This window comes from Yoonia sp. 2307UL14-13, from assembly GCF_037572755.1.
In the GTDB taxonomy this organism is placed as follows: Bacteria; Pseudomonadota; Alphaproteobacteria; order Rhodobacterales; family Rhodobacteraceae; genus Yoonia.
Genome location: NZ_JBBIFZ010000001.1, coordinates 632,200 through 645,042, shown reverse-complemented (window position 1 = coordinate 645,042; position 12,843 = coordinate 632,200). Strand labels below are relative to the sequence as shown.

Below are 12,843 nucleotides of genomic sequence, written 5' to 3'. Positions count from 1 at the left end.
CCTTTCATCTGCACCGTTTGACATAGGCGCGGCACCCTGCGGCGTCCAGATCAAAGCGCGACGGTCACCACCTTTTGGCCGTCAACGGCAAGACCGATCTTGCCTTCGCAGAGGGCCAAGGCATCCTTGCCGAACACCTCGCGCCGCCAGCCTTTCAAGGCCGCCACATCCCTCTCACCCGCCGCTAGCGCGTCCAGATCAGCGGACGGCGCGATCAGCTTTTGCGCCACCCCCGCTTCATCGGTTTTCGCCTTCAACAACACCCGAAGCATATCGGCAAGCGCCGGGTTGACCTGCAGCTTTGCACGGTTTTTGTCTGGGCGCGGCATATCCTCGGGCTTTGTCTCCAGCCCGGTTTTGATGGCGGTCAGGATACCTTCGGCGATATCCCCACGCCGCGCCTCGCGCAGCAGAAGACGGGACCGGCCTAAATCCTGCTCGCTCTGCGGCTTGGTCGAGGCCAGTTCGACCAGCGCGTCATCCTTGAACACACGGTTACGCGGCACGTTGCGCTCTTGCGCGTAAATCTCGCGGAACCGCGCCAGTTCCCGCACAATCGCCAGAAAGCGACCCGACTGGGTACGTGTCTTCACCCGCTGCCAGGCCTCTGCCGGATCGACCCGATAGGTCGCCGGGTCCATCAAAACGCCGATCTCCTCGGCCACCCATTTTATTCGGCCCGTCTGTTTCAGACGCGCCGACAAATCTTCGTAGATGTCGCGTAAATGAGTCACATCGGCCAACGCATATTTCGCCTGCGCGTCGGTCAGCGGGCGACGTGACCAATCCGTAAAACGGGACGACTTGTCCAGATCCGCCTTGGCGATCTTGCGCACCAATGTTTCGTACCCGACCTGCTCGCCGAACCCGCAGACCATGGCGGCCACCTGCGTGTCGAACAAGGGCTCCGGGATCACACCCGCATCGACAAAGAAAATCTCAAGGTCTTGTCGGGCCGCGTGAAAGACCTTTACCACACCGACATCGCGGAACAGATCGTAAAGCGGTTCCAGCGACAGATCATCGGCCAGCGGATCGACCAACACCGCATCCTCACCGCTTTCATCACGGTAAGCCAACTGAACAAGGCAAAGTTTGGAATAGTAGGTCCGCTCGCGCAGAAACTCTGTATCGACGGTGACGTAAGGCCGCTGGGCTGCTGCTTCACAAAACGCCTTCAGGCCTTCGGTCGTGGTGATCGTCTTCATTCAGGTTCCGTCTTATTGGGGCCACCCCACCCAGTTGGGTTTTATAGGCTAAGAGCCGCCCCAAGGAAAGAACCCAGAAAAATCAGCCGGAAAGTGTGACCTTGCTGCGATCCCCGACGGCGAAACGGCGCAGGACGGCAGGGTACAAGCGATGCTCAAGCGGCAAAAGGCGCGCGGCCAGGGTCTCGGGCGTATCATCGGGTTCGATCTGTATGCGCGCCTGCCCGAGGATCGGTCCGCCATCCAATTCAGCGGTCACCTCATGCACGCTGCAACCATGTTCGGTATCGCCTGCCTCAAGCGCGCGGGCATGGGTGTGAAGCCCCTTGTATTTCGGGAGCAGCGACGGGTGGATATTCAGCATTCGACCCTCCCATTGTCTGATGAAATCAGCCGTGAAGATGCGCATGAACCCGGCAAGGCAAATGATATCCGGGCGCGCCTTGCACAAAGCGTCATGCAATGCGGCCTCGAACGCGGGGCGGTCTTTGCCAAACTGGCGGTGATCGATCACGAATGTGGGCACATGTCGCGCCCGTGCTTTGGCAAGCCCACCGGCATCCGGATTGTTCGAAATCACCAGAACAGGCCGCGCAGGATGATAGCCTTTCATGGAATCGACCAGCGACACCATGTTCGATCCGCCGCCCGAAATCAGAATCGCGACACGTTTGGTCACAAAAGACTGCCCTGATAGGTAACGCCTTCGCCGTCTTTCACCTGGCCGATCCGATAGACGGTTTCACCCGCATCCGTCAGCAAGCAGGTCAGTTGATCAGCCTGCGCTGGGTTAACCACCAGCACCATGCCGATCCCGGCATTGAAGGTCTTCAGCATTTCGGCCTCTGCCATGCCGCCTGTTTGGGCGAGCCATGTAAAAACAGGCGGCAAGGCCCACGCGCCCAGATCGATCTGCGCACCGCAGCCATCCGGCAGGACGCGCGGCAGATTCTCGGTCAATCCACCGCCCGTAATGTGGGCCAGCGCATGCACGCCCCCTGCCCGTACCGCCTCAAGCGCGGGTTTCACATACAGCCGTGTTGGGGCCAGCAATGCAGCACCCAGATTGCCGGACGCAAAAGGCGCATGATCCGCCCAGGTCAGGCCCGAAACATCGACGATCCGACGCACCAGTGAATAACCGTTGGAGTGCACGCCATCCGAGGCGAGGCCAAGCAACACATCTCCTGCTGAAACACCCGCAGGCAAGTCCGCGCCCCGCTCCATCGCGCCCACCGCAAAGCCTGCCAGATCAAAGTCACCATCGTGATACATACCCGGCATTTCAGCGGTCTCTCCGCCGATCAGGGCGCAACCCGACGCTTCACATCCCGCGGCAATCCCTTCGATAATCCGGGTCGCCGCGTCCAGTTCCAGTTTCCCGGTTGCGAAATAATCCAAGAAAAACAATGGCTCTGCGCCCTGACAGACCAGATCATTGACGCACATCGCGACCAGATCGATACCGATCGTATCGACATTGCCGGTATCAATCGCAATGCGCAGCTTAGTGCCCACACCGTCGGTCGCCGCCACCAGAATGGGGTCTACATAGCCAGCCGCCTTAAGATCGAACAGCGCCCCAAATCCGCCCAGCCCGGCCATAACGCCGGGGCGCTTTGTCTTCTGCGCGGCTGGCTTGATACGGTCAATCAGATCGTTCCCCGCGTCGATATCGACGCCCGCATCAGCGTATGTCAGGCCATTTTTCGTCATTGTCGCCCCTGTTTCGCAGTTGCGGCTGCGATAGCGGATGGAACCGGTTAGCGCAACGGAAGCGGCAATTATTCTCACATTGTTTAGGCCTTGTTAATCTTTCTCGGGGCATGATGCCTGGGACAGACAAAAGCAACCTCCTCATGTTTTTGTACTGCGCTAGCGTTTGAATGTGGTGCCGTCCGGCATTTCGCGGACGGCACCACCTCATAAACACACTCACGACAACACCGGCCGAGAAACTTGACGCGGTTTTCCCGTCTGATAGTGACACATCAGGAAGGGCCTGTAGCTCAACTGGTCAGAGCAGAGCGCTCATAACGCTTTGGTTGCGGGTTCAAGTCCTGCCGGGCCTACCACCTTTCTGTATACGACTGCATACGGACTTTCCGTTCCCGATGTTTTGCGCTATGGCAGCGACAGAATCCAAGCAATGCGGAGGGACTGATGTCCAAGATCAAGGTAGAGAACCCCATCGTCGAACTCGACGGTGACGAAATGACCCGGATTATCTGGGACTTCATCAAGAAGAAACTGATCCTGCCCTATCTGGACGTAGACCTTCTCTACTATGACCTCGGCATCGAGGAACGCGACCGCACCGATGACCAGATCACCATCGACGCCGCCGAAAAGATCAAGGAAATCGGCGTTGGCGTGAAATGCGCGACGATCACGCCCGACGAAGGCCGGGTCGAGGAATTCGGTCTGAAAAAGATGTGGCGCTCGCCCAACGGCACGATCCGCAACATCCTGGGCGGCGTCGTCTTCCGCGCGCCGATCATCTGTAAGAATGTTCCGCGCCTTGTCCCCGGCTGGACCCGGCCCATCGTAATCGGCCGCCACGCCTATGGCGACCAATACCGCGCGACCGACATGAAATTCCCCGGCCCCGGCAAACTGTCAATGAAATTCGTGGGCGAAGACGGGAAAGTCATCGAACACGAGGTCTTCGATGCGCCATCATCCGGTGTCTATATGGGCATGTACAACCTCGACAAATCGATCGAGGATTTCGCCCGCGCATCGTTCAACTACGGTCTGTCGCTCGGCTGGCCGGTCTACCTGTCCACCAAGAACACGATCCTGAAACAGTATGACGGTCAGTTCATGCTGATCTTCCAGCGGATCTTTGACGCGGAATTCGCGGACAAGTTCAAAGAGGCCGGGATCACCTATGAACACCGCCTGATCGACGACATGGTCGCCGCGGCCATGAAATGGTCCGGTGGTTTCGTCTGGGCCTGCAAGAACTATGATGGCGACGTTCAGTCCGACACGGTTGCGCAAGGCTTTGGCTCGCTTGGGCTGATGACATCACAGCTGATGACACCCGATGGGAAAATCGTTGAGGCCGAGGCGGCGCATGGCACCGTCACCCGCCATTATCGCCAGCATCAGGCGGGTCAGGCGACGTCGACCAACTCCATCGCGTCGATCTTTGCCTGGACCGGCGGGCTCAAGCACCGCGCGAAACTGGACGATAACGCGCAGCTGATGAAATTCGCCGAAACACTGGAAAAGGTCATCGTGGACACAGTCGAAAGCGGCGACATGACCAAGGACCTGGCGCTGCTTGTCGGCCCGGATCAGAAATGGCTGACGACCGAAGGCTTCCTCGAAAAGATCGACGAGAACCTGAACGCGGCGATGTAAGCCCGCCAAAGCTGTTTTCAAAGGGCCGCCGCTTGCGGCCCTTTTCGTTATATGTGCGCACGGTGTGTGTACAGCGTGTGCACGCTGTGTGTACGCAGCGTGCACAGGCATTTTAGGGGCTAGCCTTTGCTGCAGATGCGCGGTATCCGCCCGGCAACTTACCCAAAAGGCCCGATCCATGGATATCCGCAATATCGCGATCATCGCGCACGTCGACCACGGCAAGACGACGCTGGTCGATGAACTTCTCAAACAATCGGGCGTGTTCCGCGAAAACGAGGCTGTATCCGAACGGGCCATGGATTCCAACGATATCGAACGCGAACGCGGGATCACGATCCTCGCCAAATGCACGTCGGTTGAATGGAAAGGGACCCGGATCAATATTGTCGACACGCCCGGCCACGCCGATTTCGGGGGCGAGGTCGAACGGATCCTGTCCATGGTCGATGGCGTTGTTTTGTTGGTCGATGCGGCCGAAGGACCGATGCCGCAGACGAAGTTCGTGACTTCCAAGGCATTGGCGTTGGGCCTGCGCCCCATTGTGGTGGTCAACAAGGTCGACAAACCGGATGGTGAGCCGGACCGAGCCGTCGACGAGGTGTTTGATCTGTTCGCGGCGTTGGATGCCAGCGATGAACAGCTGGATTTTCCGTCGATGTATGCGTCCGGCCGTGCGGGTTGGTGCGATGCCGAGCTCGATGGCCCGCGCAAGGACCTGTCGGCCCTGTTCGATCTCATCGTCGATCACGTCCCCACGCCAAAGCAGATCGCGCGAAAAGGCGAACCTTTTCAGATGCTTGCCACAACGCTGTCGGCCGATCCATTCATCGGACGTATCCTGACCGGTCGGGTCGAGGCGGGTACGTTGAAAGCCGGTGACACGGTCAAGGCGCTGACCCGCGAAGGTGAAAAGATCGAACAGTTCCGCGTATCCAAGGTTCTGGCGTTTCGCGGCCTGGCACAGCAACCCATTGACGTCGCCGAGGCAGGTGACATCGTCACCATTGCGGGCATGACCAAGGCGACGGTGGCAGACACGCTGTGCGATCCAAGCGTTGATGACCCGCTCCCCGCCCAGCCGATTGATCCACCGACCATTACCGTAACGTTCGGGATCAACGACAGCCCACTGGCCGGACGCGATGGCAAAAAGGTCCAATCGCGCGTCATCCGCGAGCGCCTGACGAAAGAGGCCGAGGTGAATGTCGCGATCAAGGTTGCCGACACGCCGGGCGGCGATGCTTTTGAGGTGTCGGGCCGTGGCGAACTTCAGATGGGTGTATTGATCGAAAACATGCGCCGCGAAGGGTTTGAGCTGTCGATTTCCCGTCCGCAGGTGATTTTCACCGAACAAGACGGGCAACGGATGGAACCCGTGGAAGAGGTCACAATCGACGTCGACGACGAATATACCGGTGTCGTGGTCGAAAAGCTGACCGGCCCACGCAAAGGCGATCTAGCCGAGATGAAACCCGCAGGTGCGGGCAAGACGCGCATCATCGCGCATGTCCCATCGCGCGGGCTGATCGGCTATCACGGTGAATTCCTGACGGACACACGCGGATCGGGGGTGCTGAACCGGCTGTTCCACGGCATGACGCCATACAAGGGCAAGATCGAAGGGCGCCGTCAAGGCGTGCTGATCTCCATGGAAAACGGCACGTCGGTTGCCTTTGCCCTGTGGAACCTCGAAGACCGGGGCAAGATGTTCATCGGCGCGCAAGAGGCTGTCTACACCGGCATGATCATCGGTGAGCATAGCCGCGAAAACGATCTGGAAGTGAACCCGCTGAAGGGGAAGAAGCTGACGAATGTCCGCGCATCCGGCACGGACGAGGCCGTGCGGCTGACCACGCCCGTGATCATGTCGCTGGAACAGGCGATTGCCTATATCGACGACGATGAGTTGGTCGAAGTCACGCCAAATGCGATACGTTTGCGCAAACGGTTCCTGGATCCGCACGAACGCAAAAGGCAAGCGCGGGCAAGTTAAACCCGTCCCGGCCTTGCGCCGGGACCTCACAATCAAGGTGGAGGCCCCGGATCAGGTCCGGGGCGGGTGGAACATGGGTTCAACCACATCACCAACCGTTATCCTGCCGGGCGTGATAACCGACGCATACCAACCGCCATGGCCGCGCATCGCGTTGTAGCCACCTGGCCCAAGCTCTTTCTCCATCCGCGAACACGGTGGGCATGGGCCATAAAGTTCGATCACGGCGTCGCCGACCCTAAGTTGGCCCTTGCGGATTGCCCAAAGATTCAATCCGGACACGACCAGGTTGCGCCGCAGCCGTTCGGGTGCCACATCTGCGTTTCCCGAAAGCGCCGCAATGACCGGCAGATGCTCGGCCTGGATCAGGGTGACGGCACGCTTGCCTGCGCGACCATGATCGCCGATCAATCCACCCTCGGTCAGTTCGGCCGTTTCGACGATATCGACAGGCGCATGGCGCGCTGATCGCAGCCCGATCCAGTCGAGCCGACCCGGCACCGCATGGCGCGCCATCATTTCGGCCAGTTGACCTTTCACGCAATCTCTTCGACGATGCTCAACTCACGCTGCGACGCACCTTTGGCAAAGCTCAGGGCGTCTTGATAGGCATCGGAATAATAGCAATCATGCGCCGCCTGCAGGCTGGGAAAGCGCGCCACGACGTTCCGTGACCGATCAGGCCCTTCAAGTTGTTCATAAGCGCCACCGCGGGCAAGGAACACGCCGCCATGATCAGCAATGGCGACCGTCGCCCGTTTGGCGTACTCGCCATAAGCGGTCTCATCCGTGACGGTTACATGGGCAATCCACAACGCGCTCATTTCGCATCCTCCAAGACCTTTTTCGCCGCCGCAATCGCCGCCTCGGCGTTTTCGGCCGATGCGCCGCCACCCTGCGCCATATCCGGGCGACCGCCGCCGCCCTTGCCGCCCAATTCGGGCGTTGCCGCGCGCAGAATATCGACGGCAGAAACACGCCCGATCATGTCATCGGTGACACCCACCGCAACGGCAGCCTTACTGCCAGTATCCGCGATCAAGAGGACAGCACCGCTGCCCATCCGCGATTTGATATCATCGATCAACGATGGAAGGTCCTTGCCTGTGACACCGGTCATGACCTGCGCGTGAAACGCGACCCCGTTGATGACTTCGGCGGGTTGTGACGACGTCGCGCCGCCGCCCATCGCCAGATCACGACGCAACTGCGCGACCTCATTGGTAAGCGTCTTGCGCTCATCCAACAGCGCCCTGACCCGATCCGCCACTTCGGTCGCGGGGGCTTTCAGCGCCAATGCCGCCTGCGCCAACCGATGATCCTGCGCCCGCAAATAATCCAGCGCGGCCTGTCCTGTCAGCGCCTCGACCCGCCGCACCCCCGCGCTTGACGCGCTGTCGCCCAGCGTCACAAAGGCCCCAATCTCACCCAGTTGCTTTACGTGCGTCCCGCCGCATAGTTCGAGCGAATAGGTGTTCCCATCCGTTCCCTTTCCCGAACCCTCTTTACGGCCCATAGATACGACACGCACCTCATCGCCATATTTTTCGCCAAACAGGGCCTGTGCACCCATTTCACGCGCGTCGTCGGGCGTCATGATCCGGGTTTCCACAGCGCCGTTCTGGCGGATGACGGCGTTCACGTCACGCTCGAGCTGTTCCAGTTCTTCCAAAGAAAGCGCCTTCGTGTGGCTGAAATCAAAGCGCAGGCGATCCGGCGCGTTCAGCGATCCGCGCTGCACGACATGATCGCCTAATACCTCACGCAGTGCCTCGTTCAGCAAATGCGTGGCCGAGTGGTTGGCCATGATCCTGGCCCGCCGATCTGCGTCCACCGCCAACTCTGCGGCCTGCCCCTTGGACAACGTACCTTCCGTGACTTCGGCGAAGTGCATGTAAAGCCCGGCTACCTTCTTGGTGTCGGTGATTTGCGCCGTGCCGGTTTCCGTCTTGATCATACCGGCATCGCCAACCTGGCCACCCGCCTCTGCGTAAAACGGCGTCTGGTTCAGCACGATCTGCACCCTACCATCGGCCTTGTCCGTCACGGCACCGTCAGTCACCAGCGCCACGATTTCGCCCTCTGCCGTTAGCGTATCGTAACCTAGAAAGTCGGTCGTGCCATGTTCGTCGGCGATATCAAACCAGACAGCACTATCCGCTGCCTCGCCCGTGCCGGACCAGGCCGCGCGCGCCTTGGCCTTTTGTTCGGCCATCGCGGCATCAAAACCGTCGGTATCAACCTCACGCCCCTTTTCGCGCAGCGCGTCTTGCGTCAGGTCGAGCGGAAAGCCGTAGGTATCATACAGCTTGAACGCCGCCGCCCCGGGCAGCGCCGCGTCGTCCGGCAGGTCGGCCAATTCGTCATCCAGCAGCTTCAGCCCGCGATCCAGGGTCTGCTTGAACCGGACTTCTTCATTCAGCAAGGTTTCTTCGATCAATCGCTGCCCCTGCCCCAATTCAGGGTAAGCCGCCCCCATCTGCTGCACCAATGCGGGCACCAACTGATGCATCACCGGATCCTTCGCGCCCAGCAGATGCGCATGGCGCATGGCGCGGCGCATGATGCGACGCAGGACGTAGCCACGCCCTTCATTCGAGGGCAGCACACCCTCGGCAATCAGGAACGACGTGGAGCGCAAGTGATCCGCAATCACCCGGTGATGCACCACGATATCGTCATCCGTGCCAGTCGATGTTGCATCGGCTGAGGCCTCGACCAGCGCCTTCATCAGATCGGTTTCGAACACGTTGTTGGTGCCCTGCAGCAACGATGAAATTCGTTCCAGCCCCATGCCTGTATCGATGGACTGGTTCGGCAGTTCCGCCCGCGATCCATCGGCGAACTGCTCATATTGCATGAAGACGAGGTTCCAGATTTCGATGAACCGGTCGCCATCTTCCTCGGGTGATCCGGGGGGTCCGCCCCAGATATGATCGCCATGGTCATAGAAGATCTCGGATGACGGGCCGCACGGCCCGGTCGGCCCCATCATCCAGAAATTGTCGTCCGTCGCGATGCGGATGATCCGATCATCAGGCAAGCCGGCGACCTTCTTCCACAGATCAGCCGCTTCATCGTCGGTGTGGTAAACGGTGACGAGCAGCTTTTCGGCCGGAATTGCCAGCTCTTTCGTCACCATCTCCCACGCATAGGGAATGGCCGTCTCTTTGAAATAATCGCCAAAGCTGAAGTTTCCCAGCATTTCAAAGAATGTCAGATGCCGGGCCGTATAGCCGACATTGTCGAGGTCATTATGCTTGCCCCCGGCGCGCACGCATTTCTGGCTGGTCGTCGCGCGGGTATAATCGCGCGTCTCGACCCCGGTGAAGAGGTTCTTGAACTGGACCATGCCGGAGTTGGCGAACATCAGCGTCGGATCGTTGCGCGGCACAAGCGGGCTTGACGCGACTGCCGCGTGGCCGTTCTTGCTGAAATAGTTCAGAAACGTCGCGCGGATATCGGCAAGGGCGGTCATGGCAGACTCTCAGGTTAACACTGCGTTGAAGCGCAGAGATAGCCCTGCATCCCTGCCCTGTCTACAGACAACGAAAAAGGGTGCCGCACAGCGACACCCCTTCCCGGATATTCTCCGCTGTCAGTGACAACGTAGGCGTTTCAGCAGTCGCCATCTGCGACCTTACATTTCGACCAGATCGTCGTCATCTTCGCCGACGGCACCCTCTGGCAGGTCAAAGTCCAGACCATGCGCCGCGCGGATTTTATCCTCGATTTCCAGCGCGACCGACGGATTTTCCTTCAGGAAGACTTTTGAATTCTCGCGGCCCTGTCCGATCCGTTCATCACCATAGCTGAACCAGGCACCGGACTTTTCGACCACACCGGCCTTCACGCCCAGGTCGAGCAATTCGCCGGTCTTGGAAATCCCTTCACCATACATGATGTCGAATTCCACCTGCTTGAACGGCGGCGCGACCTTGTTCTTGACCACCTTCACGCGGGTCGCATTGCCCACCACCTCATCACGGTCCTTGATCGCGCCGATCCGGCGGATGTCCAGACGGACGGAAGCATAGAATTTCAGTGCGTTACCACCCGTCGTCGTCTCGGGTGAGCCGAACATCACGCCGATCTTCATCCGAATCTGGTTGATGAAAATTACCATGCAGCCCGATCGGTTGATCGACCCTGTCAGTTTGCGCATGGCCTGTGACATCAGGCGGGCATGCACACCAACGCTGCTGTCACCCATATCGCCTTCCAACTCGGATTTCGGCGTAAGCGCCGCGACTGAGTCGACAATCACCATGCTGACCGCACCTGACCGCACGAGCGTATCGACAATCTCAAGCGCCTGCTCACCTGTATCGGGCTGCGAAATCAGCAACTCATCCAGGTTCACACCCAGCTTTTTTGCATAAGTCGGGTCCAGCGCGTGTTCGGCGTCAACAAAGGCGCAGACACCACCCTTTTTCTGCTCTTCCGCGATGGCATGCAGCGTCAGCGTCGTTTTCCCGGACGATTCAGGTCCATAAATCTCGACTACCCGGCCTTTTGGCAACCCACCGATACCCAGCGCGATATCCAGCCCCAGCGAGCCGGTCGATGTCGACTCGATATCCGCCTGGGGGTTATTCGCCCCCAGCTTCATGATCGAGCCCTTGCCGAACTGCCGTTCGATCTGCGCCAGCGCGCTTTCCAGCGCTTTTTCTTTGTCCGCGGTCTTCTTGTCAGCCATTTTGAGGAGTTCTGCCGTTGCCATCTTTCCTGTCCTTATTTCATGCGGCCCGAGGGGCGGCAATCACTGCTTTTGTTCTCATTGTGTTCTCATCTACATGAGATCAAAAGAAGAACATTGCAACACAAATTTTCCGCGTTCACCTTGGCGCGCGTTGGGTTAAAGATTGGTTTATGCCAGTCTGCACTTGCGAAAAATTCTGAGGATCATGAAATAAATGCTTGTTTTCTGGAAGGAAAATCTGGTCCTTCTCGCGATTCCGAAAACCGGCTCGACCGCGCTGGAGGGGGCATTGGCGCCCCGCGCGTCCATGGTGCTGCGTGATCCACCGCATCTGAAACACGCGCCGTGCTACCGCTACAAACGATTCCTCAAACCGTTTTTCGTTCAGGCCGGGGGGCAAAAACCCGAATTGATGGCGATCGTGCGTAACCCGATCGACTGGCTGGGCAGCTGGTATCGGTATCGGACAAGGGATGACCTGATCGGGCATGAAAACAGCACCCGCTATGTCAGTTTTGATGAATTTGTGCTGGAATACTGCAAAGGGCAGCCCGCCCCGTTCGCCAATGTCGGGTCACAGAACAAGTTTCTACGGATCAACGACGGCGAAATCGGCGCGCAACACCTGTTTCAGTATGAACAATGGGACAAAGTCATTAGCTATCTCGAGGAACGGCTCGAGATGACGATTACGTTGAAAAGGAAGAATGTGTCACCGGTGATGGATTTGCACCTGTCACCGGGCGTCGCGACGAAGTTACGGGACAAACGTGCAGAAGAGTTTGCCGTTTGGGAACTGGGTCAGCGCTGACCCAGGCCACCCTCAATTCCGTTTCTCGACAATAAAGCTGCCATCGACGTCAACGTCGACTACACCACCATCGCCGCCCAATGTCAGGGGAAAGGCGACGTCGATCGTCCCGCCGACGTAATCCACGTTTTCACCGACAAAAACACCGGTCAACGTACCATCAAGGTCCTTCGGACCGGCAACGATATCGACATTCCCGGCGACATCGGCCGTGATAAGCGCACCGTCAGACACCCTGACAACTTGTCCGTTGGTCAGTGCCAACTGCCCTTCGCGCGCGTCGCCATCCCGGCTGTAAAAGTTATCGATCTGGCCCGTCACGCCGTTTTCGGCAAAATCGACATCAAGCATCATATCCCCGCCAATGCCATCGCCGCGCGCCGACTCGGTGAAAAAGCCGAGCGTTGCAATGCCTTCATACATCACGCTGCCGCTGGGTGGAATGTTGATCGATGGTGTCGGACTGTTTGCACCAAAGGCGCTGCGTAACCGATCGGCTTCACCGCGAAGCATTTCGATTTCCGTCTGCGGTTGCGAAACGTCGCCGCCGCCACCCCCGCCGCCCATACAAGCGGTCAACAGGATCGGTGATATCGCCAGAAGAAGTAAGCGCATAGGCGGGCCTTTTTCGGTTGTTTTCGGTTTACGATGTCAAGGTGCGCCTAAGGGCCGAATGAGGTCCGATTGAGGCGTAGATATCGCGACAATATGCAATTCGATCTTTGGATCGATGACGTCGCGTGAGGTGTGAGAG

Annotated in this window: 11 protein-coding genes and 1 tRNA gene; 4 read left to right on the top strand and 8 right to left on the bottom strand. The window is 58.8% G+C overall.

Translation table 11 applies throughout. The annotated features are described in order from the left end of the window. Positions 1–50: 50 nt before the first annotated feature. From rnd to purM, 3 genes are all read right to left on the bottom strand, one after another. Complete coding sequence (gene rnd, locus V8J85_RS03335) at positions 51–1,208, bottom strand: ribonuclease D (RefSeq protein WP_339952206.1); 1,158 nt, start codon at positions 1,206–1,208, stop codon at positions 51–53. 82 nt (positions 1,209–1,290) lie between these two features. Then, positions 1,291–1,887, bottom strand: coding sequence for a phosphoribosylglycinamide formyltransferase (gene purN, locus V8J85_RS03330; RefSeq protein ID WP_339952204.1), 597 nt, complete (start codon positions 1,885–1,887; stop codon positions 1,291–1,293). After that, positions 1,884–2,924 carry a phosphoribosylformylglycinamidine cyclo-ligase gene (gene purM / locus V8J85_RS03325; protein ID WP_339952202.1) on the bottom strand — a complete coding sequence of 347 codons (1,041 nt, stop codon included), beginning with the start codon at positions 2,922–2,924 and terminating at the stop codon, positions 1,884–1,886. The genes purN and purM overlap by 4 nt, the downstream gene beginning before the upstream one ends. 282 nt (positions 2,925–3,206) lie before the next feature. Between purM and V8J85_RS03320 the strand changes: the two genes are divergently transcribed. From V8J85_RS03320 to typA, 3 genes are all read left to right on the top strand, one after another. Beyond that, positions 3,207–3,283: transfer RNA gene (locus tag V8J85_RS03320), tRNA-Ile, on the top strand. An 88-nt stretch (positions 3,284–3,371) separates the two neighbouring features. Continuing rightward, positions 3,372–4,580: an NADP-dependent isocitrate dehydrogenase gene (locus V8J85_RS03315; protein WP_339952200.1), complete on the top strand. Its 1,209-nt coding sequence runs from the start codon at positions 3,372–3,374 to the stop codon at positions 4,578–4,580. 178 nt (positions 4,581–4,758) lie between these two features. Then, positions 4,759–6,576, top strand: a complete 1,818-nt coding sequence (gene typA, locus V8J85_RS03310; protein ID WP_339952198.1) for a translational GTPase TypA — start codon at positions 4,759–4,761, stop codon at positions 6,574–6,576. A gap of 51 nt (positions 6,577–6,627) precedes the next feature. Here the strand turns inward: typA and V8J85_RS03305 are convergent, their stop codons facing one another. From V8J85_RS03305 to recA, 4 genes are all read right to left on the bottom strand, one after another. Beyond that, positions 6,628–7,116 (bottom strand): MOSC domain-containing protein, encoded by a 489-nt coding sequence (locus V8J85_RS03305; RefSeq protein WP_445285869.1) that lies wholly within the window; start codon positions 7,114–7,116, stop codon positions 6,628–6,630. Then, positions 7,113–7,400, bottom strand: coding sequence for a DUF1330 domain-containing protein (locus V8J85_RS03300; protein ID WP_339952196.1), 288 nt, complete (start codon positions 7,398–7,400; stop codon positions 7,113–7,115). Before V8J85_RS03300 ends, V8J85_RS03305 begins: the two co-directional genes overlap by 4 nt. Continuing rightward, complete coding sequence (alaS, locus tag V8J85_RS03295; RefSeq protein ID WP_339952194.1) at positions 7,397–10,054, bottom strand: alanine--tRNA ligase; 2,658 nt, start codon at positions 10,052–10,054, stop codon at positions 7,397–7,399. Before alaS ends, V8J85_RS03300 begins: the two co-directional genes overlap by 4 nt. Positions 10,055–10,216: 162 nt before the next feature. Further along, entirely contained in the window at positions 10,217–11,299 is a 1,083-nt protein-coding gene (gene recA / locus V8J85_RS03290; protein WP_339952193.1) for a recombinase RecA, read from the bottom strand. Between the two features lie 193 nt (positions 11,300–11,492). Here recA and V8J85_RS03285 point away from each other — a divergent pair, with 193 nt between their 5' ends. Beyond that, positions 11,493–12,089 carry a gamma-glutamyl kinase gene (locus V8J85_RS03285; RefSeq protein ID WP_339952192.1) on the top strand — a complete coding sequence of 199 codons (597 nt, stop codon included), beginning with the start codon at positions 11,493–11,495 and terminating at the stop codon, positions 12,087–12,089. A 12-nt stretch (positions 12,090–12,101) separates the two neighbouring features. Here the strand turns inward: V8J85_RS03285 and V8J85_RS03280 are convergent, their stop codons facing one another. Then, a complete protein-coding gene (locus V8J85_RS03280; RefSeq protein ID WP_339952190.1) occupies positions 12,102–12,704 on the bottom strand; it encodes a hypothetical protein in 603 nt (200 codons plus the stop codon). Positions 12,705–12,843: the final 139 nt, after the last annotated feature.